Origin of the sequence: Caulobacter rhizosphaerae, assembly GCF_010977555.1 — a bacterium.
Classification (GTDB): domain Bacteria; phylum Pseudomonadota; class Alphaproteobacteria; order Caulobacterales; family Caulobacteraceae; genus Caulobacter; species Caulobacter rhizosphaerae.
Window position 1 is genome coordinate 369,209 of sequence record NZ_CP048815.1, and the last position, 22,925, is coordinate 392,133.

Annotated in this window: 21 protein-coding genes and 1 pseudogene; 6 read left to right on the top strand and 16 right to left on the bottom strand. The window is 69.3% G+C overall.

The window, feature by feature from the left end; translation table 11 throughout:
• Positions 1 to 4: 4 nt before the first annotated feature.
• The 3 genes and pseudogenes from G3M57_RS01660 to G3M57_RS27835 all read right to left on the bottom strand — a co-directional run.
• Positions 5 to 658, bottom strand: coding sequence for a nicotinate-nucleotide adenylyltransferase (locus G3M57_RS01660; RefSeq protein ID WP_163228504.1), 654 nt, complete (start codon positions 656 to 658; stop codon positions 5 to 7).
• Entirely contained in the window at positions 624 to 1,898 is a 1,275-nt protein-coding gene (locus G3M57_RS01665; protein WP_163233626.1) for a glutamate-5-semialdehyde dehydrogenase, read from the bottom strand. Before G3M57_RS01665 ends, G3M57_RS01660 begins: the two co-directional genes overlap by 35 nt.
• Positions 1,899 to 3,162: 1,264 nt before the next feature.
• Positions 3,163 to 3,287, bottom strand: a pseudogene (locus G3M57_RS27835) (hypothetical protein); the annotation flags it as partial.
• Positions 3,288 to 3,563: 276 nt separating this feature from the next.
• On the opposite strand from G3M57_RS27835, the gene G3M57_RS01670 reads away from it, so the two are divergent.
• Positions 3,564 to 5,885, top strand: coding sequence for a GH92 family glycosyl hydrolase (locus G3M57_RS01670; RefSeq protein WP_163228505.1), 2,322 nt, complete (start codon positions 3,564 to 3,566; stop codon positions 5,883 to 5,885).
• Between the two features lie 7 nt (positions 5,886 to 5,892).
• On the opposite strand, the gene G3M57_RS01675 is transcribed toward G3M57_RS01670, so the two are convergent.
• The 5 genes from G3M57_RS01675 to obgE all read right to left on the bottom strand — a co-directional run bounded on the left by G3M57_RS01675 (position 5,893) and on the right by obgE (position 12,128).
• Positions 5,893 to 6,867 carry a DUF6624 domain-containing protein gene (locus G3M57_RS01675; protein ID WP_163228506.1) on the bottom strand — a complete coding sequence of 325 codons (975 nt, stop codon included), beginning with the start codon at positions 6,865 to 6,867 and terminating at the stop codon, positions 5,893 to 5,895.
• 75 nt (positions 6,868 to 6,942) lie between these two features.
• A complete protein-coding gene (locus G3M57_RS01680) occupies positions 6,943 to 9,420 on the bottom strand; it encodes a glycosyl hydrolase 115 family protein (protein WP_208789646.1) in 2,478 nt (825 codons plus the stop codon).
• A 98-nt stretch (positions 9,421 to 9,518) separates the two neighbouring features.
• Positions 9,519 to 9,929, bottom strand: a complete 411-nt coding sequence (locus G3M57_RS01685) for a DUF3574 domain-containing protein (protein ID WP_056757059.1) — start codon at positions 9,927 to 9,929, stop codon at positions 9,519 to 9,521.
• Positions 9,930 to 11,063, bottom strand: a complete 1,134-nt coding sequence (proB, locus tag G3M57_RS01690; protein WP_163228507.1) for a glutamate 5-kinase — start codon at positions 11,061 to 11,063, stop codon at positions 9,930 to 9,932.
• The gene (gene obgE, locus G3M57_RS01695; RefSeq protein ID WP_056757052.1) at positions 11,064 to 12,128 is read right to left on the bottom strand and encodes a GTPase ObgE; all 1,065 of its coding nucleotides are present in this window, start codon (positions 12,126 to 12,128) and stop codon (positions 11,064 to 11,066) included.
• 211 nt (positions 12,129 to 12,339) lie between these two features.
• Between obgE and G3M57_RS01700 the strand changes: the two genes are divergently transcribed.
• Positions 12,340 to 13,293, top strand: coding sequence for a hypothetical protein (locus tag G3M57_RS01700; RefSeq protein ID WP_230983747.1), 954 nt, complete (start codon positions 12,340 to 12,342; stop codon positions 13,291 to 13,293).
• A 3-nt stretch (positions 13,294 to 13,296) separates the two neighbouring features.
• On the opposite strand, the gene G3M57_RS01705 is transcribed toward G3M57_RS01700, so the two are convergent.
• The 4 genes from G3M57_RS01705 to G3M57_RS01720 all read right to left on the bottom strand — a co-directional run bounded on the left by G3M57_RS01705 (position 13,297) and on the right by G3M57_RS01720 (position 15,792).
• Positions 13,297 to 13,830 (bottom strand): GNAT family N-acetyltransferase, encoded by a 534-nt coding sequence (locus G3M57_RS01705; protein ID WP_056757048.1) that lies wholly within the window; start codon positions 13,828 to 13,830, stop codon positions 13,297 to 13,299.
• Between the two features lie 201 nt (positions 13,831 to 14,031).
• The gene (gene rpmA, locus G3M57_RS01710; protein ID WP_028038841.1) at positions 14,032 to 14,301 is read right to left on the bottom strand and encodes a 50S ribosomal protein L27; all 270 of its coding nucleotides are present in this window, start codon (positions 14,299 to 14,301) and stop codon (positions 14,032 to 14,034) included.
• A gap of 81 nt (positions 14,302 to 14,382) precedes the next feature.
• Positions 14,383 to 14,895, bottom strand: coding sequence for a 50S ribosomal protein L21 (gene rplU / locus G3M57_RS01715; protein WP_056757044.1), 513 nt, complete (start codon positions 14,893 to 14,895; stop codon positions 14,383 to 14,385).
• A gap of 147 nt (positions 14,896 to 15,042) precedes the next feature.
• Entirely contained in the window at positions 15,043 to 15,792 is a 750-nt protein-coding gene (locus G3M57_RS01720; protein ID WP_056757041.1) for a hypothetical protein, read from the bottom strand.
• A gap of 92 nt (positions 15,793 to 15,884) precedes the next feature.
• Here G3M57_RS01720 and G3M57_RS01725 point away from each other — a divergent pair, with 92 nt between their 5' ends.
• A complete protein-coding gene (locus G3M57_RS01725; RefSeq protein ID WP_056757038.1) occupies positions 15,885 to 16,511 on the top strand; it encodes a hypothetical protein in 627 nt (208 codons plus the stop codon).
• 88 nt (positions 16,512 to 16,599) lie between these two features.
• On the top strand, positions 16,600 to 17,679 hold the full coding sequence (locus G3M57_RS01730) for a CobW family GTP-binding protein (protein WP_163228508.1): 1,080 nt from the start codon (positions 16,600 to 16,602) through the stop codon (positions 17,677 to 17,679).
• Positions 17,680 to 17,817: 138 nt separating this feature from the next.
• On the opposite strand, the gene G3M57_RS01735 is transcribed toward G3M57_RS01730, so the two are convergent.
• Together G3M57_RS01735 and G3M57_RS01740 are read right to left on the bottom strand one after the other, a co-directional pair.
• Positions 17,818 to 18,258, bottom strand: coding sequence for an ExbD/TolR family protein (locus tag G3M57_RS01735; protein ID WP_056757034.1), 441 nt, complete (start codon positions 18,256 to 18,258; stop codon positions 17,818 to 17,820).
• A 173-nt stretch (positions 18,259 to 18,431) separates the two neighbouring features.
• The gene (locus tag G3M57_RS01740) at positions 18,432 to 18,881 is read right to left on the bottom strand and encodes a biopolymer transporter ExbD (protein WP_056757031.1); all 450 of its coding nucleotides are present in this window, start codon (positions 18,879 to 18,881) and stop codon (positions 18,432 to 18,434) included.
• A 236-nt stretch (positions 18,882 to 19,117) separates the two neighbouring features.
• Here G3M57_RS01740 and G3M57_RS01745 point away from each other — a divergent pair, with 236 nt between their 5' ends.
• Positions 19,118 to 20,125 (top strand): WD40 repeat domain-containing protein, encoded by a 1,008-nt coding sequence (locus G3M57_RS01745; RefSeq protein ID WP_163228509.1) that lies wholly within the window; start codon positions 19,118 to 19,120, stop codon positions 20,123 to 20,125.
• A 43-nt stretch (positions 20,126 to 20,168) separates the two neighbouring features.
• Here the strand turns inward: G3M57_RS01745 and G3M57_RS01750 are convergent, their stop codons facing one another.
• Positions 20,169 to 20,915, bottom strand: a complete 747-nt coding sequence (locus tag G3M57_RS01750; protein ID WP_163228510.1) for a copper homeostasis protein CutC — start codon at positions 20,913 to 20,915, stop codon at positions 20,169 to 20,171.
• A 72-nt stretch (positions 20,916 to 20,987) separates the two neighbouring features.
• Here G3M57_RS01750 and G3M57_RS01755 point away from each other — a divergent pair, with 72 nt between their 5' ends.
• Complete coding sequence (locus G3M57_RS01755; RefSeq protein ID WP_163228511.1) at positions 20,988 to 22,019, top strand: glycosylasparaginase; 1,032 nt, start codon at positions 20,988 to 20,990, stop codon at positions 22,017 to 22,019.
• Between the two features lie 37 nt (positions 22,020 to 22,056).
• Here the strand turns inward: G3M57_RS01755 and G3M57_RS01760 are convergent, their stop codons facing one another.
• Positions 22,057 to 22,860: a LytTR family DNA-binding domain-containing protein gene (locus G3M57_RS01760; protein ID WP_163228512.1), complete on the bottom strand. Its 804-nt coding sequence runs from the start codon at positions 22,858 to 22,860 to the stop codon at positions 22,057 to 22,059.
• Positions 22,861 to 22,925: the final 65 nt, after the last annotated feature.

Genomic DNA, 22,925 nt, shown 5'->3' on the forward strand with positions numbered 1-22,925 from the left:
ACGCCTACCCCTTCGTCTGCCGCTTCCGCAGCGCCGTCGACGAGGCGTAGTTCAGCGGGCCGGTCAGGTAGACCCAGGCCGGAGCGGTGGCGTCGGCCAGGATCGAGGCCTCGCTGGCCGGGCGGCGGGCGAAGGCGAAGCGGCGGGCGGCGGGCGAGGTGCGGGCCTTCAGGGCGATCCACGGCCGCGAGATCACCGCCACCGGGACCTCGCGCATGATCTGGGTCCAGCCGCGCCAGCGGTGGAAGGTGGCCAGGCTGTCGGCCCCCATGATCCAGACGAACTTCACGCCCGGGAACCGCGCCCGCAGCACCCGCAGGGTGTCGATGGTGTATTGCGAGCCCAGCCGGGTCTCGGCGTCGGAGACGACCATGCCGGCCCCGCGCGCCCACTGCCGGGCCCCGGCCAGGCGCTCGGCCAGGGGCCGCGTCTCGTGCGTCGACTTCAGCGGGTTCTGCGGCGAGACCAGCCAGATCACCTTGTCCAGCTCCAGGCGTCGCAGCGCGGTCTCGGCGACGTGGGCGTGGCCCTCGTGCGCCGGGTTGAAGCTGCCGCCGAACAGGCCCACGCGCAGGCCGGGCTCCAGGTGGAAGCCCAGCCTCTGCGCCGAAGGGCGGCCGGCTTCAGGGACGAGTCTGGCCGGTCCCGCGAACCACATATTTGAACGTCGTCAGTTGCTCGGCCCCGACCGGGCCGCGGGCGTGTAGCTTGTCGGTGGCGATGCCGATCTCGGCCCCGAAGCCGAACTCGCCGCCGTCGGCGAACTGGGTCGAGGCGTTGACCAGCACGATGGCGCTGTCGACCAGGGCCACGAACCGCTCGGCCGCCGCGGCGTCCTCGGTCAGGATCGCGTCGGTGTGGCCCGAGCCGTAGGCGGCGATGTGGGCGGCCGCGCCCTCCACCCCGTCGACCACGGCCACCGAAATCGTCGGCGCCAGGTACTCGGTCGACCAGTCGGCCTCGATGGCCGGCTTCATGGTCGGCTCGATGGCCCGCGAGGGGCCGTCGCCGCGCAGCTCGCACCCGGCCTTGATCAGGGCGTCGGCGATCGGCGGCAGCAGGCGCGAGGCCGCCGCCCGGTCCACCAGAAGCGTCTCGGCCGCGCCGCACACCGACACCCGGCGCATCTTGGCGTTCAGCACGATGTCGACGGCCTTGCGCGGGTCGGCGGCGGCATGGACGAACACATGGTTCAGGCCCTCCAGGTGGCCCAGCACCGCCACCCTGGCCTCCTGCTGCACCCGGGCGACCAGGCTCTTGCCACCCCGGGGGATGATCAGGTCGATCGTGCGGTCCAGGCCCGACAGGATCGCCCCCACCGCGTCGCGGTCGGGGGTGCGGACGATCTGCACCGCGTCGGTCGAAATCCCCGCCGCCTTCAGCCCCTTGGCGATGGCCGCGTGGATCGCGAGGTTGGATTGCAGGCACTCGGACCCGCCGCGCAGGATCACCGCGTTGCCGGAGCGTACGCACAGGGCGGCGGCGTCGGCGGTGACGTTGGGCCGGCTCTCGAAGATCATGGCGATCACGCCGATCGGCGTGCGCACCCGGGCGATGTCCAGGCCGTTGGGACGGGTCCAGCGGGCGGTCTCCACGCCCAGCGGGTCGGGGATGGCGGCCACGGCCTCGAGCCCGGCGGCCACGCCCTCCAGGCGCTCGGCGTTCAGCATCAGCCGCTCGACCATCGGCGCGGTCAGGCCGCCGGCGCCGGCCTTGTCCAGATCGCGGGCGTTGGCGGCCAGGATGGCGGGCGCGTCGGCGCGGATGGCGGCGGCCATGGCCTGGAGCGCGGCGGTGCGCTGGGCTGGCGTGGCCACGCGCAGGGCCGACGCCCCGTGCCGAGCCGCCTGTCCCATCGCCGTCATCGTCGCCTGCAAGCTCATGCCCGCGTCGTCCATCGCCATCCTCCGATCCCGGATATGCTCAGAGTGAGGCTTACCTAGGCGCTTTGCGGCGGCGGGGGAATGGGGAAAGGGTGGTGGGGGTGTTAGCGGGGCTGTTGGGGAAGCGCCCCTAAGGGATGATCTCCTGGATCACGTGGACACGAGTTTGCGTCAACAACGTCGACGAACTCCAGAGCACGGATCCTATATCGGCTGCCCAGAACGGCGGGGTTTTCTGAGCGGCGGTATAGCGGCTTAACCTTCAGAACCATGCAGGGGATATGGAATTTATTCTGCAGCGCCTGATCAAGCGCTTCAGCGTTAGGGAACTCCAAACTCAAGACGTTGTCGCAAAGGTCTCGGCAGTTCAGGTCGCGCACTACTATGCCTTCGATATCTCTCCTAACCTCGCCCTTCACGGTCAGGGTTCGAAGGGCTAGTGGAGGCATCGGCCAGCGTGCCTCTACAAGATTGCGCACTTTCCGCACACGCGTGGGATCCTCCGCACCGCAGCTCATAAGGCTCAGGCCAAGACAAACCAGCGCGGCGGCGCGGTGTAGGCGGCGCTCAATTAGCATTGGCTAGGTTTCCTCCTGGCGGCGACTAGGCGCCCCATCCGCCCCGGATGGGGCCGCGCCTTAAAGCCTTGGTGGATCGGAGCTCTGGCGTCTGGCCGTGTCAAGGACGGCGCGTCGCGCCGTCCTTGACACGGCCAGACGCCAGAGCAGGCTCGCCATCAAGGTTTCAAGGCGCGGCCTCGCCGCTGGCGGAGGGCGGAAGGGGGCGTTTTCGGCAAACGATCTTCCCTCCCCCTTGTGGGGAGGGTGGCCCGCGTAGCGGGTCGGGTGGGGGATCGGTGCAGGGTGTTGGACGGGGCTGGACTGCTGCCTCAGCAGGCCCCACCCGACCCTGGCGCCACCAGGGCCACCGTCCCCATAAAGGGGAGGGAAGGGTTCTATGCTCGGCGTTCAGCCAACAAAGTCTCAGGATTTCAACACCCTGAACTTTCTCGACCCGATTTGATCCTCACCCTTTCAAACCCCCGTATCCTGATCCCACCTCGTTGCATGGAAAGGGCGCATGGCCAGCGACCGATGCGGCGGCGGGGGCGATCGAGCGGGACTGGGCTGGAGGGGGTTACTTCAGCGTGTCCGGGGCCTTCCATCGTTGGGAAGCCCGCCCGCCGTCGGCGTCGAACGGGGATAAAGCGCGAGTATGCCCATAGGCCCGCGCCCCCGGCGTCCGGTTTCTCCCGAAAGGGATCGAGACCGGGTCCGGCTAAGCCTCAACAGGGCTGCCCACCGGACGCTGGCGGATAACGAGCGCGCGGAGCGATCGGCTTCGTCGAAACGGTATTTATCAAAGAACTCCGGACGATGTCCGGCGCTCCGCGTCCCTTTCCATCAGCTCAGCGAGAGATCGCGTGAGGCGGCGAGCCATGCATCCAAGATCCTCCCCCTGTGGGGGAGGTGTCGGCGAAGCCGACGGTGGGGGGAGTGATCGGCAGGCGGCCTCAGCCCGGATCCACGATCCGAAAACTCCCCCCACCGATCGCTGCGCGATCGCCTCCCCCACAGGGGGAGGGGCTGGATGAGCCGGGTCTTCACCCATCCCTCCCAAATCGGATGACGGCGCGCCTCCCCAGCCGCTAGGGTCGCGGCGTCCCTCAAGGAGAATCCCATGCGTCCTGGACTGGTGCTGGCCGTGGTCGCCGTGCTCGCCGCCTCTTCGGCCTTCGCCCAGGACAAATCCGCTTACGACGCCGTCGACCCGTTCATCGGCACGGGCGGCGACGGCCATACCTTCCCCGGCGCGGTCGCCCCGTTCGGCATGGTCCAGCTCAGCCCCGACACCGACATCCTGCCGTTCAAGCAGAGCTACGCCCGGGCCGCGGGCTATCGCTACAGCGACCCGACGATCCTGGGCTTCTCGCACACCCACTTCTCCGGCTCGGGCCACTCCGACCTCGGCGACGTCCTGCTGACCCCGGTCAGCGGCGAGGCGAAGCTGGAGCCCGGCGAGGCCGACAAGCCCGGCTCGGGCTACCGCTCGCGCTTCAGCCACGACGGCGAGGTGGCCCAGCCCGGCTACTACGCCGTGACCCTGACCGACAGCCAGGTGCGGGCCGAGCTGACGGCCGGCCTGCGCACCGGCCTGCACCGCTACACCTTCCAGAAGGGCGCGCGAGCCCAGGTGCTGCTGGACCTGCGCACCTCGATCTACAACTACCCGGGCAAGGTCAGCTGGTCGCGGATCCGCGTCGCCGAGGACGGCACGATCACCGGTTTTCGCGAGACCCGCGGCTGGGCGCCGGGCCGCCAGCTCTATTTCGCGATCCGCTTCAGCAAGCCGCTGGTCGGCAAGGCGCTGTACAACCGGGAAGCGGACGTCCCCTACAGGGGCTTCGCCCAGCCGGGCCGCACGCCGGGCGACCGCGCCCAGGTGGAAGGCCGGGCCCTGGTCGGCGTCTTCGACTTCGGGACGATCGACAGGCCGCTGGTGGCCAAGGTGGCGATCTCGTCGGTCAGCGAAGCCAACGCCGTGCTGAACCTTACCAGCGACGAGACGGGCTTCGACTTCGACGGCCTGCGGGCCCGGACCCGGGCCGACTGGGAAAAGGCCCTGGGGGCGGTCGAGATCTCAGCCCCGGCCGACACGCGAACCAATGTCTACACCGCCCTCTACCACGCCCTGCTGGCCCCCAGCGTGTTCAGCGACGTCGACGGCCGCTATCGCGGGCCCGATAACGACGTGCATGAGGCCAAAGGCTTCACCTTCCACTCGACCTTTTCGCTGTGGGACACCTTCCGGGCCGAGCACCCGCTGCTGACCCTGGTCCAGCCGGAGCGGCGCACCAGCGACGTGGTCAATTCGCTGATCGCCTCGCAGCAGGAGAGCCCTTACGGCATCCTGCCGGTCTGGCAGTTCCACGGCCAGGAGACCTGGACGATGATCGGCTATCACGCCGTGCCGGTGATCGCCGACGCCTGGCTGAAGGGCATCCGGGGCTTTGACGAGAAGGCGGCGCTGGACGCCATGGTCAAGAGCGCCACCTACGCCCCCTATGGCGGCCTGGGCGACTACATGACCCTCGGCTACGTGCCGATCGACAAGGAGCCGGAGGCCGCCTCCAAGACCGTCGAATACGCCTATGACGACTGGACCATCGCCCGCATGGCCAAGGCCATGGGCCGAAGCGACGTCGCCGCGACCTTCGAGAAGCGGGCGGGGAACTGGCGCAACAGCTTCGACGTCAAGACCGGCTTCCTGCGGGCCCGCAAGAGCGACGGGACCTTCCGCACGCCGTTCGACCCGACCGCGATCAACTATGGCTCGGACTACACCGAGGGCAACGCCTGGCAATATTCGTGGTTCGCGCCGCAGGACCTGGGCGGGCTGGTGGGGCTGATGGGCGGCGACGCGGCCACCGTCCGGAAGCTGGACGCCATGTTCGACTTCGACAACTCCAAGCTCGACTATTCGCACGCCGAGGACATCGCCGGCCTGATCGGCCAGTACATCCACGGCAACGAGCCCAGCCACCACGTGGCCTATCTGTACGACTACGCCGGCGCCCCGTGGCGCACCCAGGCCCGGCTGACCCAAATCGTGAAGTCGCAGTACCGGCCCGCGCCGGACGGCCTGTCGGGCAATGACGACCTGGGGCAGATGTCGGCCTGGCTGGTGTTCACGAGCCTGGGCTTCTACCCGGTGGCGCCGGGCTCGAACGAATACGTGATCGGCCGGCCGTTCGTGGAGCGGGCGGTGCTGAACCTGCCGAACGGCAAGCGGTTCACGGTGCGGGCCGTGGGCCTGTCGGACGCCGCGCCCTACGTCGCCGCCGTGACCCTGAACGGCAGGCCGCTGCCCAGAAGCTTCCTGCGCGACGCCGAGATCCGGGCCGGCGGCGAGCTGGTCTTCACCATGGGCGCCACGCCGAACAAGGCCTGGGCGACAGGGGTGAAGGACCGGCCGATGTCGATGACGGGGTATGAGAAATAGGGCGGGGTCACGGAGCCTTGAAGTTGGCGCAGGCGGTTGCGCCATGCGCCTGGTATTCCGCTATGGGCGGCAGGGCCACGGCCGCGCGCCGGGCGTCCAGGCCGTCAGGGTCCTTGACCGGGAGCGGCTCCCAGCGACCGGGCGCGATGCAGTCGCCCTGGGTGCCGTAGGTCTGCAGCGCCTTGGCGTTCACCGCCACCCGGTCGGTGAGATAGGCGTAGTTGATCCGCGCCCCCACACCGGTCTCCCCGGCCAGGAGGGGGAGGACGGCGCGCTGGAAGGCGGGGTCGCGGTCGGCGTGCTGCAGGATCAGCCAGGCGCGCTGGTTGGCGACTTCACCGTCGCGGGCGGTGGTGAACCAGCCGGAGGTGCGCCACTCGGCCTTCAACCAGGCGGTGTTTTCGGCGTCGACGCCGCAGGTCTTGGCCGACACGGGGCGGATGACCATCTGACGCCGCGGTCCCTGGGGCATGGCCTCGACGTCGTGGAAGGTATGACGCCAGGCCTGGTCCCGGGCGACGCGGGCGAAGAGCTGGCGATGGCGGGGATCGCTGGCGGCGACGGCCGCCTTGGCGTCGGCGCGCACGCCGTCATAAGCCCGGCCGACGTCCTCGCCGTTCAGGGCCTTGGCGACGCGGGCGTAGATCTGGTCAAGCTGGTCGTTGGCGGCCTTCCAGTCGGCCCGCCAGGCGGCGGCGTCGCGGGCCTGGAGGGCGCTGGCCAGGCCCCCGCGCACGAAGGCCTCGGCCTCGGTCTCGCAAGCGTCGGGCGCGGCGGCCAGGCGCGCCGCGAACGCTTCGTCCAAGGTCTTGCTCAGGGCCGCCGTCTGCTCGTCGCCCAGTCGTTCACGCAGGGCGGCGTAGTCGAAGGCGCGGGCCGCGGCCGGGTCCTCCAGCAGGGACGCCACCGGCGACGGGGCCGCGGTCGCCGCGACCAGGACCAGGGCGCCGGCCGCGCCGGCCAGACGAAGAAACGCAGTCAAGGTCACGTCCTCGTTCTAAATCAACTCTCGGTGGCAGGCTTCCCCACGGCGCGACCCAGGTCAAGCTTTGGCCGCTCAGCGGGGCTTGAAGGCCAGGGCGTCGACCAGGACGCCCGGCTCGCGGGCGGTCAGCACCACCCGGTGGGGACCGCCGGCCAGGCTCAGGCCGCTGGCGGCGCCCAGACGCCCGTCCAGCACGCCCTGGGCCCAGACCGCGTCGCCGGGTTCGCGCCGGACGGCGATCTCGACGGGGGCCCCGCCGTCGACGGCGACCGCCAGGCGCAGGGCGCCGCCGGCCGTCAGCGGGAAGGTGGGGATCAGATCGACCGACAGGCTCCAGTCGCCGGGCGGCAGGGTCACCGCATAGGCCAGGGACGAAGCCGCCGCGCCCGACTGCATCGCGCCCTGGCCGCGGCCCAGGCCGTCGACGCGCGTCCAGCCGGCGCCGGCCGCGACGGACTCGGCCTGGATGACGATCGGAGCGGCGGGGTCGGTCTTGGCCGAGGGTGGCGGTGCGGCCGGTTCCGGCCCGGCCCCGACCAGGGACGCGGCGGGCAGCACCGGCGGGGTCAGGCGGAACGACTTCCACTGGCCGTCGGCCGGCTCCACGGCCATCAGCCCGCGCCACTTGCCGCCGGCGATTTCGGCGTTGTAGCGCTCGGTCAGGGCGGCCAGCTCCGCGTCGGCCCGACGGGCCAGGGCTCCGCGTCGCCGCGCCTCCAGCGGGGCGGCGTCGGCCAGGCGGTCGTGGGCCTCGGCGTCGAAGAAACGGTGGTTGGCCGCCGCCGCGGCCTTCACGGGATAGGCGACCAGCTCGAAGAAGGCGTCCTGCTGGTCCGGATTCAGCCGCGCGGCGACGGCGTCGACCCGGGCGGACAGGGCGTCGAAGGCGGCCAGGCGCGCCGCCGCGGCCTCCAGCGACAGGTCGCTCATTCGCGGCTTTTGGCCGGGCAGCTGCCATTGCAGGTGCTCGGGCTTGCGCTCGAAGTTCAGGCCGTGCCAGCGGGCCATGAGGTCGGCGACCTCCGGCCCGGCCTCGGCCCCGAACTCCCGCGCCGCCCAATCGGCCAGGAACCCCCGCCAGCCGGCCTTGCGGAAGCCGTCGACGTCCCAGGCCAGGGCCAGGAACAGCTCCGTATTGATCTCGGCCGGCTTGAGGTCACCGACATTGGCCACCCACAGCCGCCGGGCGCCCAGGTCGTAGGCCTGGTCCATCTGCTGCTGGATCAGGGCCGGAGGCGTGGTCGACAGCCAGATGTAGGACAGCGGCGCGCCCAGATAGGACAGGTGATAATAGACGCCCGAGCCGCCGGCCCGCTTCCGCTCGGTCGCGTCCGGGAACTGGCGGATGTAGCCGAAATTGTCGTCCGGCCAGACCAGGGTGACGTCGTCGGGAACCTTGAGCCCGCCGCGATAGACGTCCAGCACCTCCTTGTAAGGGGTGAACACCTGCGGCGCGCCCTCGAGGCCACGCTCGGTCAACAGTCGGCGCTGGTCGGCGAAGATCTTTTCCAGCAGCGCCTTGCGGCCCTCCAGACTGTCGGCTCCGACCATGCCGCTGTCGTGGATGCCGCGCATGCCCAGAGTGTAGAGGTTTTCGTACCCGCCATTGGCCTGAACCCGCTCGCGCCAGTAGCCCAGCACGCCACCGCGATTGCGCGCGTAGTCATAGTCGGCGGCCGGGGCCTTCCACTCGCCGACATTGTTGCGCAGCATCGGCTCGGCGTGGGACGAGCCCATGACGATGGCGTAACGGTCGGCCAACCTGGCGTTGGCCGGGTCGCCGTTGAACGGCGCGGTGGTCGGGTGCATGGCCGGCCACAGGGTGTTGGCCTTCAGCCGCAGCAACAGGTCGAAGACCTTGGCGTAGGTCTTGGGCCCGATATTGCCGGTCTCAGGCTCGAAGGTGTGGGCGGCCCAGGGCTGCAGGCCCCAGTCCTCGTCGTTGAGGAAGACGCCGCGATACTTGACCGAGGGCGGACCAAAGCGGCGGGTCCCGGCCGCCACGTACAGCCGGTCGCGGCGCGGCGGCGCCACGTCGGCCCACCAGCGCCAGGGCGAGACGCCGATCGCCTGGGACAGTTCGTAGACGCCATAGGCCGTGCCCCGCCGGTCGGACCCGACGATGACCAGGGCGCGGGGCACGCCCGGCGCGGGCCTCTCCACCACGGCGATGACGAAGCTTTCCCAGGCGCCCTTCAGGTGGCGGACGTCGAGGCGGCGGTCGGCGACCAGGCGGTCGATGGCGGGGTTGCGGCCCAGCGTCCCGATCCAGACCTGGGCGCGATTCGGAGCGCCGCCGTCGGCGCGGACCTTGGCCGTCTGCCCGCTCACGGCGGCGAGGTCGTCGGCGAAGCCCTGGGCGGCGAGGCCGACAACCGGGGCGTCGTCCGGGCTAACGACCAGGTCGGCGACGACGTCGGGCGCCAGCAGCGGAAAGGCGCCGGCCGCGGGACGGTCCAGGATCCAGGGCGAGGGCGGAGCGGCCAAGGCGGCGGAGGCCCAGAGGCTGGCGATCAGGAGCGTCACGATCCGGGTGATCGATCCCAGCAAGTCTGCCTCCAACGCCGCCCATGCGAACTGTTCACAAAATGAGAGGAAAGTTCACATCATGCAATGAAGTCGCGGGGAAGGGCCGCTTAGAGCGGCACCTAGAACCCCAGACAGACCGGCTGCGTGACGATCATCACCGCCTCCTGGGAGAAGCGGGCCTTGTACGCCGCCCGCACCGCCTCCAGCCGGTCCTCGCCGCCGGTGCGGCCGGGCAAGGCGAGGATCACCACCTTCGACGGCTCGCGGACGATCGGCCCGGCCTTGGAGCGCCACTGGCCGGCGGCGTCCAAAATGGTCAGGCCGTCGGGGAAACGCGGGGTCAGCTCCTCGTCGACGAAGCGGGCGAAGTCGGCGTCCGACACGCCGACCTGGTCGCCGATGTCGCGGCCGAAGAATAGCTGGGCGGTGCGGCCGTGACTCTGGCCGGCCGGGCAGGCCGCCGGCGCCAGGCTGGCGCAGCCGCAGAGCAGCGTCGCGCCGGCCAGCAGGAGCGCCAGCGCGGTCCGCATCTAGCCCCCTACCGCCAGGTCGTCGGCGTGGATCATCGGACCTTCGGTGAAGCCCAGCTCGGCCTCGATGGCGTCGGAGCGCAGGCCGGCGATGCGGTGGGCGTCGGCGCTGTCGTAGCGGACCAGGCCCCGGGCCACTTCGCGGCCGGTTTCGTCGCGGACCCGGACGGCGTCGCCCTTGTCGAACGGCCCCTCCACAGCGCGGACCCCGGCGCAGAGCAGGCTCTTGCCGCTGGCCAGGGCGACGGCCGCGCCGGCGTCGACGGTCAGCCAGCCCTGGGGCGCCAGCGAACCGGCGATCCAGGCCTTGTAAGCGGCGGCGGGCGAGGCGCCGGCCTCGATCACCGTGGCCGGGGCCCCGTCCTCGATGGCCTGCAGCGGCGCCGGGCGCGAGCCCAGGGTGATCAGGGTGGCGCAGCCGGCGGCCCGGGCGATGCGGGCGGCGGCGATCTTGGTGGCCATCCCGCCGGTGCCGACCCCGGCCGAGGCGTTGGCCCCCTCGGCCATGCCGGCGATCTCGGGGGTGATCTCGGAAACGCGGTCGATATGGGTGGCCGACGGGTCGCGGCGCGGATCGGCGGTGTAGAGGCCGTCGATGTCGGACAGCAGCACCAGCAGGTCGGCGCCGACCATCTGGGCGACCCGGGCGGCCAGGCGGTCGTTGTCGCCGTAGCGGATCTCCTCGGTCACCACGGTGTCGTTCTCGTTGACCACGGGCACGACATTCAGGCCGATAAGGGTCTCGGCCGTGGCGCGGGCGTTCAGCCAGCGGCGGCGAACCTCGGTGTCGTCGCGGGTCAGCAGGATCTGGGCGGCGCCGATCCCGTGCGGCTCCAGCGCCTCCTCCCAGGCCCGCATCAGCACCGACTGGCCGGCGGCGGCGGCGGCCTGCTTCTCAGGCAGGGTCAGGGATTTGCGTCCCGTCAGGCCCAGGCGCCGACGGCCCAGGGCCACGGCCCCGGACGACACCACCACCACCTGCTGGCCTCGGGCCCGCAGCCGGGCCACGTCGGCGCAGAAGGCCGTCAGCCAGGCGCGGTCCGGCGCGCCGGTGGCGGCGTCGACCAGCAGGGCGGAGCCGACCTTGAACACCACGCGCCGAGCCCTGGCGAGCGCCTCCCCCGAAACGCTCATCTAAGGCTTCCAGCCCCCGGGGGTTTCCTCGACATGGTCCTCGTCGTCCTCGATCTCCTCGATCGCGTCGCCGCGGCGGATGCGCACCTGGGTGTAGGCGGCGCGCAGCAGTTCGGTGACGCCCTCGCCGGACACGCCGGAGACCAGCATCGGCTTCGTGCCGGCCACGGCCTCAAGCTCGGCGGCCTTGGCCGCGCGGGTCTCGTCGTCCAGGGCGTCGATCTTGTTGAGGGCCAGGATCTCGGACTTGTCGGCCAGCTCGTCGCCATAGGCTTCCAGCTCGCCGCGGATCGTGGTCCAGGCTCCGGCGATGTCGTCCTGGGTGGCGTCGACCAGGTGGATCAGCACGGCCGAGCGTTCGACGTGGCCGAGGAAGCGGGTGCCCAGGCCCGCGCCTTCGCTGGCGCCCTCGATCAGGCCAGGGATGTCGGCCATCACGAAGCGTTCGCTGGTGGAAAGGTCCACCATGCCCAGGTTCGGGGTCAGGGTGGTGAACGGATAATCGGCGATCTTGGGCTTGGCGGCGCTGGCGGCGGCCAGGAAGGTCGACTTGCCGGCGTTCGGCAGGCCCACCAGGCCGACGTCGGCGATCAGCTTCAGCCGCAGCCAGACCCACAGCTCCTCGCCCTCCTGGCCGGGATTGGCGTACTTCGGCGCCTGGTTGACCGGGCCCTTGAAGTGCAGGTTGCCCCAGCCGCCGTTGCCGCCCTTGGCCAGGCGCAGGGTCATGCCGGCGGTGTCGAGGTCGGCGATCAGGGTCTCCTTGTCCTCCTCCAGCACCTGGGTGCCGACGGGGACCTTCAGGATCACGTCCTCGCCGGCCGCGCCATGGCGCGCCCGACCCATGCCGTGGACGCCCGTCCCGGCCTTGAAGTGTTGCTGATAGCGGTAGTCGATCAGGGTGTTGAGGCCCTCGACCGCCTCGATCCACACGTCGCCGCCTCGCCCGCCGTCCCCGCCGTCGGGACCGCCGTATTCGATGTACTTCTCGCGTCGGAACGAGACCGCGCCGCCGCCGCCGTTGCCGGAGCGGACATAGATTTTGCACTGGTCCAAGAATTTCATGAGCGTCTTTTGTCCCAAGGCGGCTTTCGCGTCGAGCCGAAACCCGCCTACGGCCAAGCCAGGAAGGGTCTTGGGCGGTCGATTCGGGCCGCGAAGCGTCGCTTTGCCGCGCCGAACCGTGTTCGCCATCGTGACGAAATGTTAAAACTGATCATGCGACAAACGGTCCTATGAACACGGCGACAGGACTAATGCGCGGGGAGGGCTGGCGTTGACGACGATTTCGGACGCCGAGTTTGCGCATGACCTCCAGGATCTGACGCTGCCGACCCTATGTCGCAAGTACACCCACGAGGCGTCGCTTCATCGCAACATGTTGATGAGCCGGGGCACGGGCCTGGCGCCGGAATGGCGCGATTTCCGCGCCTTCCTGATCGCCGTCGGCCGTCGCCCGAGCGACGAGCACAACTTCATCCTGCTCAATCGCAATGAACGCACCTACGGCCCGGGCCGGGCGCGATGGATGACGCCAGACGAGCAGGCGGTCCACGAGGAAGAATTCGACCGCCAGCAGGCCGCCAAGAGCCGCGAGGCCCATCAGTTGGTGCACCAGGCCGCGGCGATGAAGCGGGCCAGCGCTCCCAACGCCCCGAACTTCGGCCAGTGGACGCCGATGGCCGGCCGGCAGGTGGCCTATACCGACGTGGCCAAGCGCCTGGCGATCCCGATCAACGCGCTGAACAAGACCATGGCCGACGGCCGCACGGCCGACGAGCTGGTCAAGCGCTCGGGCTCGGCCCAGGAACTGATCAATCCGGACCTGCAGTGGCTGCCGCCGGACCCGACCCGCAAGGCCAACTTCTTCGAGGCCTTCCGCATCTGGCACATGCAGGTGCAGCCGCAGTTCGCCCGCGCCGCCACCCCCACCTTCCTGTTCCTCTACATCGCCCTGCCGGTGATGAAGGAGTGCCGGGACGAGCTGATGGGCCTGAACCTGTGGAACCCGCTGGGCCAGCGGGCCATGAACGCCCGCGACACCCACGTGGCGTGGAAGAAGTACTGCGAGTTCATGCCCCGCGCCCAGGTGGCGATGATGGAAATTCCCATCTACGCCACCTATTCGCTGCTCAGCGACCTGGACGCCCTGTGCGAGCGGATCGTGGTCGCCGAGAAGCGCTTCCGCGAAGGCCCGCAGAAGGTCGTCGCGACGCACCGGGCCGCTTAGGGCTCACGCCAGCCAGACCATCATCCGCGTCGGCACGGGCTGGCCCCGGGCCGTCGACGGCTTATGCTCCACGACGCCCGTGTACAGGAAGCCGGTCTTGATCAGCACCTGGCCCGAGGCGGGGTTGTCGGCGAAGTGGCCGGCGACGACCAGCTTCTTGCGCCAGTCCTGCCGGGCCCAGGCCAGGGCGCCGTGGGCGGCCTCGGTCGCCAGGCCGCGGCCCCAGTAGGGCCGGCCGATCCAGTAGCCCACCTCCAGGTGGCCGACCGGCGGGGTGAAGAAGCCCAGCACCCCGACCACGCCCTCGTCTTCGTGGTCGATCACGAAGGTGGCGTCCTTGCGCGGGTCCTGGACCTGGCAGCGGGCCACGAAGCCGTCGGCGTCGCCCTGGCTGTAGGGCCACGGCATGCGGGTGGTCATCTTGGCGATCGCATAGTCGTCGCACAGCGCCGCGATCCGCGGCGCGTCCTGGCCGCCAGGAGTCCGCAGCCTCAGGCGCGGCGTCTGAATGATCGGAGCTTTCTCGATCACGCACATGGCGCGTCTCCCGTTCTCGGTCCTTCTAGGTGGGGACCGTGTCGCTCGGATTTCAGGCCTGAGGTCCTTTTGCGGCCAAGAAATTTCAAGCGCGGACAAAACAAAAGCGGGGAGTCCGGCGTCCGGACTCCCCGCTTGGGTTTCGTCTGTCCGGATCGTCTTTCTTTTGGAAAGCGCGACCCGGTTTCTACGCGGTTCGCGCTATTCGGCGGCCTGGGCCGGAGCAGCTACGTTCACGTAGGTACGGTTGTTGCGCTTGGTGACAAAGCCCACCGCGCCCTCGATGAGGGCGAACAGGGTGTGGTCCTTGCCCATCCCGACATTGGCGCCCGGGTAGAACTTGGTGCCGCGTTGACGGATGATGATGTTGCCGGCGGCGACCTTCTGGCCACCGAACTTCTTCACGCCAAGGCGGCGACCGGCCGAGTCGCGGCCGTTGCTGGACGAACCGCCAGATTTCTTGTGAGCCATGGTGGCCTCCTAGTTCCTTTGATCTGGTATCTCGAAAGAGACCTGGATCAAGCTAATCGTTCATCGAGCCCCGTGAGGGTCTCAGGCTTCGGCTTCCGGAGCGGTCTCGGCGGCGGCCTTCTTCGGCGCGGCCTTCTTCTTCGGAGCGGGGGCGGCTTCGGCCTTCACCGGAGCGGTCGGGATCGTCGCCGGAACGGCGGCGTCACCCAGGCCGCGGGCGCGGGCGTTCAGGATCACCTTCGGGGTCAGGTCGATCGCGCCGTCCCACTTGGTTTCCTTGCCGCCGCCGGCGACCGAGGTCACGCGGATGACCGACTCGGTCTGGCGGTGGCCGCGGGTGCGGCGATAGCCCTGGCGACGGATCTTCTTGAAGATCTTCACCTTCTCGCCCTTGCGGGTTTCGAGCAGGGCGCCGGTAACGACAGCCCCTTCAACGAGGGGGGCGCCGACCGTCACGGCCTCGCCTTCGCCAAGCATCAGGACTTCGCCGAAAGCGACTTCCGCGCCCGGTTCACCGTCGAGCTTTTCGACAACCAGCAGGTCGCCGGCTTGGACCCGGTACTGCTTGCCGCCGGTTTTGATCACCGCGTACATAGGTTAGCGCCTTAAGAAACGTGCGTTCGCAAAATAGGGAACGCCCGCGAGGAAACCCTGCGGGCGAGAGGGGCGCACTTATACCGTCGAAAGTCGTTGAGTCAACGGCAACGGGACAGGCGGCTTGACTAAAATCGCGGCGCAACCCTAGCCCCGCCAAACCTCGGGATAGGGCGGCATCGGACCATCCAGGGCCTGTCGCAAGCGCCAGGCTTCCTCGTCGTCGTCGATCTCGCTAGCCAGGCACTCCAAACGCTCCCGTACAGAGGGGCCGGCTAGCCAGGCGGAATAGGCTTCGTACGGGACATATTCATCGCTCGACCCGAACGGTGGCCGGGCGTCTTTCCGCCTGAGGATTTCCGAGCAGACAGCATCGGCCAGATGCAGTCCCGCCAGCGGAGCGCTGGTCTCCAGCCAGGCGGTCAAACGCGTCTGGATCGGTTCACCCAGCGTGATCAGGCCGCGCAGCCAGTCCTCGGCTTCTTCTTCCTCCAGCGAGGTGCGCAACGCCTGGCGCCAGGCCGCGTCAAACGCTGTGACGATCGCGGCGCGCTCATCCGCCGGCCAATCGGAGAATTCACCGTAGGCGATCTTCCCCGCCAGGCTCTCGGGATCGCCGCCCACATGAACCCGCCCGGTTCCTTGCACCGCCAGTTCCAGAATGCGCGGCAGGAAATGCTTGTAGTCGTTCACGCCGCCGATCGTCGTCATGGCCCAGCCCATGTAGCCATTGATGTCGTCGCTGGTCAGTTCGGCCAAGTTCCTGGCGGAAAGCCGGGCCAGCACGCGCTTGGGATCACGGGTGGGCGCCGCTTCGAGAGTCCCTGGGCGGGAATAGTGGCGGAAGGCGGCGTAGACCGCGTCCAGCGCGGTTTGCAGATCGGGTTCCGGCGTCATGGCCGCGCTTCATAACATGACGGACGAGATGCCGCGTGCGAAGCGAAGAGAGATGCTGGCGTGTTATTTTATAACAGTATATAGCCGGTGGCGTGAACACGACCTTCTTCGCCTCCGTCGCCGCCACCGGTTTCGCCGTGGCCTTCCTGCACGCCGCCCTGCCCACGCACTGGCTGCCGTTCGTGCTGGTCGGACGCGCCCAGAGGTGGACCACCGGTCGCACCCTGGGCGTCACCCTGCTGGCGGGGCTGGGTCATGTGGGCCTGACCATCCTGCTGGGTCTGGCCGTCGTGGCCGCGGGCCTGGTGGCCCAGCCGCACCTGGGCGACTCCTTCCACTGGATCGTCGGAGCGCTGATGGCGGCGATCGGCGTCTTCTATCTGGTGCGCGGCCGCCATCGGCACGCGACGATGGACGGAACCCGCAAGTTCGCCTCTGACAAGGCGGCGATCACCGCTCTGGTCGTGCTGCTGACCCTGTCGCCGTGCGAGGCCTTCCTGCCTTACTACCTGGCGGGGATGGAGCACGGCGTGGTCGGCTTCGTCGTGCTGAGCGCGGTGCTGATGACGGCCACGGCGGCGGGCATGCTGGTGTTCACGGGCCTGAGCCTGGCGGGCTTCAACCGCCTGGGCCTGGAGCGTCTGGAGCAATATGAGGAACTCATCCTCGGCGCCGCCCTGATCGTGATCGGCGCGGCCGTGGCGTTCCTGAAGACCTGAGGGCGTTTCCGTCCGCCGGGATGAGCGGTTTACAGGATGGAATAGAGCCCCGCTTCCCCCGACGCCTCTTCGCTCCTAAATAGCGCGCATGACCCAGACCTCCGCGCAAACCGGCAAGATCCCCGTCACCGTGCTGACCGGCTATCTCGGCGCCGGCAAGACCACCCTGCTCAACCGCATTCTCACCGAGGAGCACGGCAAGCGCTACGCCGTGATCGTCAACGAGTTCGGCGAGGTCGGCATCGACAACGACCTGGTGGTCGGGGCCGACGAGGAAGTGTTCGAGATGAACAACGGCTGCGTCTGCTGCACGGTGCGCGGCGACCTGATCCGGGTGCTGCAAGGCCTGATGAAAAGGAAGGGCGGTTTCGACGCCATCGTCGTCGAGACCACCGGACTGGCCGATCCGGGGCCGGTGGCCCAGACCTTCTTCGTCGACGACGACGTCAAGGCTCGCACCTATCTGGACTCGGTCACCGCCGTGGTCGACGCCAAGCACATCCTGCTGCGCCTGGGCGACAGCAAGGAGGCCGTCGAGCAGATCGCCTTCGCCGACCAGATCGTGCTGAACAAGACCGATCTGGTCTCGGAAGACGACCTGCGCCATGTCGAGGCCCGCATCAAGCGGATCAACCCGCTGGCCCCGATCCACCGCGCCCAGCGCTCGAACGTCCCGCTGGACGCCATCATCGGCAAGCACAGCTTCGACCTGGAGCGGATCACCGAGCTGGAGCCGGAGTTCCTGAACCCGGCCCATGGCGAGGACGGCCACGTGCACGACGAGCACTGCGGCCACGACCATCACGATCATGACCATCATCATCATGGCCACGACCACCATCACCACGACGCCAAGAGCGACATCCACGACGACGGGGTGAAGGGAATCTCCCTGACGCTGAACAAGCCCGTCGATGGCCAGAAGATCACCACCTGGCTGAACGAGCTGCTGGCCCGTCGCGGCCCCGACATCCTGCGGGCCAAGGGCATCATCGATGTGCGGGGCGAGGAGCGCCGCCTGGTGTTCCAGGCCGTGCACATGATCCTGGAAGGCGACTTCCAGCGCCCGTGGACCGACAAGGACAAGCGCTACAGCCGCATGGTGTTCATCGGCCGCGACCTGGACGAGGCCGAACTGAGAGCGGGGTTCGAGGCGACGGCGGCTTGATCCGCAACTTGCCCCCACCTGACCGCTCCGCGGTTTGTCGCGGGGAGGGGGCGGAACCTTCGCTTAAGGCTCTTCCCCTATGGGGGAAGACGGCCGAAGGCCCGTAGGGGGCAAGTGATCGCGCTTCCACGTCGATCTTTAATGCAGGTCCTCGTTGACGATCCCGATCTGGGTCCAGCCTTCGGTGTGGACCCGGTCGATCACCCCCATCAGCGCCTCGTAGGGCACGTCCGCCTGGGCGCTGACCATCAGGCGCTGATCCTTGCGCGGGCCCTGTTGGCCGCTCGCGGCGAAGCTGGCGCTCAGGTCCTGGGCCAGGGTCCCCAGGCTGGTGGGCCGCCCCGCCAGATAGAGGGCGCCGGAGTTCTGGATGGTGATCAGAACGGGCGGCTTGGGCGGGATGGCGGTGTCCCTGGCCGGCGGCATGTCCAGCTTGATGGAGGTCGTCGCCATCGGCACGGCGACCATGAAGATGATCAGCAGCACCAGCAGGATGTCGACGAACGGCGTGACATTGATGTCCGCGTTCTGCCGGATCGCATAGGCTCCGCCGCCGCCGCCCGCGAGTTTCGCCGCCATGACCTGTCTCCTCCTCTTGCCCAAGCGTTGGGGACCGATTGAAGTTACAGGTGTAGTTTCTCTGCTTTCTTACATTTGTAAAGCGCCGACGCGACGGGCATGAAACGACGGGCATGAAAAAGGGGCCGGACGCTTGGCGTCCGGCCCCTGATTTCTCGCCGATCGGCGAAGACCTAGTGGATGTCTTCGTTGATCAGGCCGACCTTGTACCAGCCGGCGGTCTGCAGGGCGTTCAGCACGCCCATGAAGTCGGCGTAGGTCACGTCGGCGTCGGCGCGGACCATGACGCGCTGGTCGTCCTTCGGGCCGGCTTGGCCGGTGGCCGTGAACTTGGCGTCCAGGTCGAATTGCAGGTTGTCGAGGCTGGTCTGCTTTTCAGCGACGTACAGCGCGCCCGACTTCTGGATCGAGATGAACACCGGCTCCTTCGGCTTCGGAGCGTTCGGCGGCGGCGGGGTCGCGGGGGGCAGGTCGACCTTGATCGCCACGGTCGCCATCGGCACGGCGACCATGAAGATGATCAGCAGCACCAGCAGGATGTCGACGAAGGGCGTGACGTTGATTTCGGAGTTCTGGCCGAGCGAATAACGACCGCCCCCACCGCCAGCAAGTTTAGCCGCCATAGCCTGACTGTCTCCCAAGGGCCGCGTCTGTCGCGGTCCCGAAAAATGTTAGATCGCCACGTCTGGCGCAGACGGGCGCGGAAGTAAAGCCCGACGACGCGGCGCAATGGCAACCCCTTTTGTGAGTCTTTTTGGCGGAACGGCGTTCAAATGCCGGGTTCTCCGCACCCTGCTCGCGCCCTACGCGCATTGACGCGCGACTAGGCGCCCGGAGCGCGGCGCGGTATGGCGCGCGGATGATCTATTCCTTCGACGCCTATGTCACCGCCGCCCTGTTCGACCGCGCCGGCCGCGCCGCCTTCGCCCTGGGCGACGGCACGGTCCGATTCGAATCCGAAGGCGGTTTCGTCACAGTGGAAGCCCATGCCGGCGCCATCCTGGCCGCCGCGGTCCACCCGTCGGGCCGGGGGATCGTCACCGGCGGCGACGACGGCAAGGTCGTCTGGAGCCGGGTCGAGCGCGACGAGGTGGCCGCCACCCTGGTGGCCGAGGTCAAGGGCCGCTGGATCGAGCACGTGGCCGCCAGCGCCGCCTCGGGCCTGATCGCCTTCACCGCCGGCAAGGAGGTCCACGTCCGCGACTCGGCCGATCCGACGTTCCTGCGCGTCTTCCCGCACGAGCGGACCGTCTCAGGCCTAGCCTTCGACCCGAAGGGCCGGCGCCTGGCCACGGCCGGCTATGGCGGCGTCTCGCTGTGGTGGGCCAAGATCGAGGGCCAGAAGCCGCAGGTGATGAGGTGGGCCGGCAGCCACATCGCCGCGGTGTTCAGCCCCGACGGCAAGTTCCTGGTCTCGTCGATGCAGGAGAACCAACTGCACGGCTGGCGCCTGTCGGACAGCAAGGACATGCGGATGGGCGGCTATCCGGCCAAGATCAAGAGCCTGGCCTTCTTCGACAAGGGCAACCTGATGGTCACGGCCGGCGCCAACGGCGCGGTGGTCTGGCCGTTCGCCGGCGCCAACGGCCCGATGGGCAAGGAAGCCGCCGAGATCGGCTTCTCGCGCGATTCGATGGTGGTGCGGGTGGCTGGGGTCGAGGCCCTGCCCGTGGCCATCGCCGGCCAGGACAACGGCAAGATCTGGGGCGCCCACATGCGCTCGGGCCGCATCGAGACCCTGAAGGCCGAGAAGGGCGCGGCGATCAGCGCCCTGTCGGTCTCGGCCGACGGCGGCCGCCTGGTCTGGGGCGACGAGGACGGCGAGGCGGGAATCATCGCGATCCCGGCGATGGAGACGCGGTTCTAGGAACTAATTCCGCTCATCCCGGCGAACGCCGGGATGAGCGGAATTATTGTAGCCCTGCCAACGTCTCCACCACCGCCGCCACCGTCTCCTGATCGGTATCCCGCAGCCCGTCCTGTACGAAGCCCAGCTTGTAGGCGCGGTCTTCGTGCCCCTGGCCCAGGCCGTAGGTCATTGGTCCGCTGCACGAGCCGTGCACCTCGCCCACGCCGGTCCGCGCCACCAGTTCGGCGACGTTCGACGGATTGACCCCGCCGCCGGCCAGGATGGCGATGCGGCCGGCCGCGCGTTCGACCAGCAAGGCGATCGTCTCGGCCCCGGCCATGGCGTTCAGGGCGCAGCCCGACGTCAGGATCCGCTCGAAGCCCAGGTCGATGGCGGTCTCCAGCGCCGCGAACGGATCCGGCGTCAGGTCGAAGGCGCGGTGCAGGGTCACGCCCAGGCCCTCGGCGTGGGCGACCAGCATGGCCAGGGCGTCGACGTCCAGCTCGCCCGATGGGGCGTTGGCGCCGATCACCACGCCCGCCAGGCCGGCGTCCCGAGCGGCGTCGATGTCCCGCAGGATGGCGTCGAGGTCCTCGCCGCCGTAGACGAAGTCGCCGTTGCGCGGCCGGATCATCGGATAGATCGGGATTTCCGCCTCCGCCGCGATCGCCATCAGCCCCGGCGCCGGGGTCAGGCCCTGCAGGGCTAGGGCCGAGCACAGTTCGATCCGATCCGCGCCACCCGCGATCGCCGCCGCCAATCCGGCGGGCGTATCGACACAGACTTCCAGGATAATGCGGTCGGGCATCTTCGCCTCTTCCAGGCTCGTGCTAGGGGATTCGCGGACAAGGTTGTCGGCAGCCGTTCTTGGAGCACACCCATGCTGAATCGCAGAGGCCTAATCGGCGCGTCCTTGATCGGATCGGGGCTGGTGGGCACCCGTGCGGCGGCGGCCGCCGAGCCGACCGGCGGCGCGGGGATCCAACTGACCCGGCCCTGCGTGATCTCCACCTGGGACTTCGGCGTGCCGGCCAACCAGGCGGCCTGGGCGATCCTGAGCAAGGGCGGGCGGGCGCTGGACGCCGTCGAGGCCGGGGCCCGGGTCCCCGAGCAGGACCTTAAGAACCACAGCGTCGGTCGCGCCGGATATCCCGACCGCGACGGCCACGTGTCGCTGGACGCCAGCATCATGGACGAGCAGGGCAATTGCGGCGCCGTCGCCGCCCTGGAGCACATCGCCCACCCGATCTCGGTGGCCCGGGCGGTGATGGAGAAGACTCCGCACGTCCTGCTGGTCGGGGCCGGCGCCCTGCAGTTCGCCCAGGAGCAGGGCTTCCCGCGCGAGGAGCTGCTGACCCCCGAGTCGCGGGCCGCCTGGGAGGCGTGGAAGAAGGACGCCAAGTACGCCCCCAAGGCCAACAGCGAGGTCGGCGACTACGGCAAGACCTCGGGCCAACTCGGCACGCCGGGCGGAGCGGGCAATCACGACACCATCGGCATGCTGGCCCTCGACGCCCAGGGGAACCTGTCGGGCGCCTGCACCACCAGCGGCATGGCCTGGAAGCTGCGCGGCCGGGTCGGCGATTCGCCCATCGTCGGGGCCGGGCTCTATGTCGACAACGACGTCGGCGGCGCCACCTCGACCGGGGTGGGCGAGGAGGTGATCCGCAACGTCGGCAGCTTCCTGGTGGTCGAGCTGATGCGCCAGGGCCGCTCGCCCCAGGACGCCTGCAAGGAAGCCGTCGCCCGGATCCTGAAGAAGAAGCCGCAGGCCAAGGACATCCAGGTGGGCTTCCTGGCCGTGAACAAGCAGGGCCAGGTCGGGGCCTGGGCGATCCAGAAGGGCTTTACCTACGCCCTGTGCGACGGGGCGCGGCAGGACCGGCTGGTCGCGGGCCAGAGCTTCTATTGAGGAGGCTGCTGAGCGGCGGGCCGTTCCGATCCGCCGCTCAGTACCAGCCGGCCTCGCGCAGCGCGCGGGCGTAGGCGCGGCTGACGGGCGCCTCGACGCCGTTCTTCAGGGTCAGGGTGGCGCGACCGTCGCCCCGCCTGGCGTCCTGCACCGCCGCCTTGGCCACCCACCACGAGCGATGGGTCTGGGCGCCCTCGATACCCTCCAGTTCGGCCACGGCGTCGGACAGGCGCAGCAGGATCAGGTCCTGGCCCTTGGAGGTGTGCAGGCGCAGATAATGGTCCTCGGCCTCCACGGCGTAGATCTCGCCGCCGCGCAGGCGAGGGGGCAGGCGTTCGAGAAAGCGGGGCGGCGGCGCTTCCGGCGGCGCGGCGTGGGTCTCGACCGGGCGGCGCGTGGCCAGGGTCATCAGGGCGGTCATGCCGCTGGTCATCAGCAGGGTGACGCCGAAATAGGTCGCCGCGACCCGCGGGGTCAGGGGCGAGCGGCCCCCCGCCAGCCAGACCAGCACCGTGAACAGCGGGGTCAGCACCACGACGATGATCAGGGCGCGCCACCAAGTGGAGGCCAGGCCCGGCCAGAGTCCGCCAACGGCTTGGGCCACCGTCGTGCCCAGCACCGCGCCCAGCGTGGACAGGCCGATCCAGTAGCCCAGGCGCGGAACCAGGGGCGTGTCGCTGGTGCCGAGCGCGCCGACCAGGGCCAGGAAGACGCCGGCGATCACGGCCACCGCCAGCGGCCGCAGGTAGCTGCGCAGGACGGCCGGGATGGGCGTGTCCGTTGGCGCTTCGCCAATGGCGGCGGCCCGCCGTTCACGAACTGCCGACGCTTTCTCACGCACCTTCGGATGACCCCCGTCGCCGCCGATCCTAAGCCGGATCCGACCTTGATCGCCCCGGTACGGCG

Coding starts and splice junctions, on each gene's coding strand:
- G3M57_RS01660 (WP_163228504.1), bottom strand. CDS start 658: ATGTGGTTCGCGGGACCGGCCAGACTCGTCCCTGAAGCCGGCCGCCCT.
- G3M57_RS01665 (WP_163233626.1), bottom strand. CDS start 1,898: ATGGACGACGCGGGCATGAGCTTGCAGGCGACGATGACGGCGATGGGA.
- G3M57_RS01670 (WP_163228505.1), top strand. CDS start 3,564: ATGCGTCCTGGACTGGTGCTGGCCGTGGTCGCCGTGCTCGCCGCCTCT.
- G3M57_RS01685 (WP_056757059.1), bottom strand. CDS start 9,929: ATGCGGACCGCGCTGGCGCTCCTGCTGGCCGGCGCGACGCTGCTCTGC.
- proB (WP_163228507.1), bottom strand. CDS start 11,063: ATGAGCGTTTCGGGGGAGGCGCTCGCCAGGGCTCGGCGCGTGGTGTTC.
- obgE (WP_056757052.1), bottom strand. CDS start 12,128: ATGAAATTCTTGGACCAGTGCAAAATCTATGTCCGCTCCGGCAACGGC.
- G3M57_RS01705 (WP_056757048.1), bottom strand. CDS start 13,830: ATGTGCGTGATCGAGAAAGCTCCGATCATTCAGACGCCGCGCCTGAGG.
- rpmA (WP_028038841.1), bottom strand. CDS start 14,301: ATGGCTCACAAGAAATCTGGCGGTTCGTCCAGCAACGGCCGCGACTCG.
- rplU (WP_056757044.1), bottom strand. CDS start 14,895: ATGTACGCGGTGATCAAAACCGGCGGCAAGCAGTACCGGGTCCAAGCC.
- G3M57_RS01720 (WP_056757041.1), bottom strand. CDS start 15,792: ATGACGCCGGAACCCGATCTGCAAACCGCGCTGGACGCGGTCTACGCC.
- G3M57_RS01730 (WP_163228508.1), top strand. CDS start 16,600: ATGACCCAGACCTCCGCGCAAACCGGCAAGATCCCCGTCACCGTGCTG.
- G3M57_RS01735 (WP_056757034.1), bottom strand. CDS start 18,258: ATGGCGGCGAAACTCGCGGGCGGCGGCGGCGGAGCCTATGCGATCCGG.
- G3M57_RS01740 (WP_056757031.1), bottom strand. CDS start 18,881: ATGGCGGCTAAACTTGCTGGCGGTGGGGGCGGTCGTTATTCGCTCGGC.
- G3M57_RS01745 (WP_163228509.1), top strand. CDS start 19,118: ATGATCTATTCCTTCGACGCCTATGTCACCGCCGCCCTGTTCGACCGC.
- G3M57_RS01750 (WP_163228510.1), bottom strand. CDS start 20,915: ATGCCCGACCGCATTATCCTGGAAGTCTGTGTCGATACGCCCGCCGGA.
- G3M57_RS01755 (WP_163228511.1), top strand. CDS start 20,988: ATGCTGAATCGCAGAGGCCTAATCGGCGCGTCCTTGATCGGATCGGGG.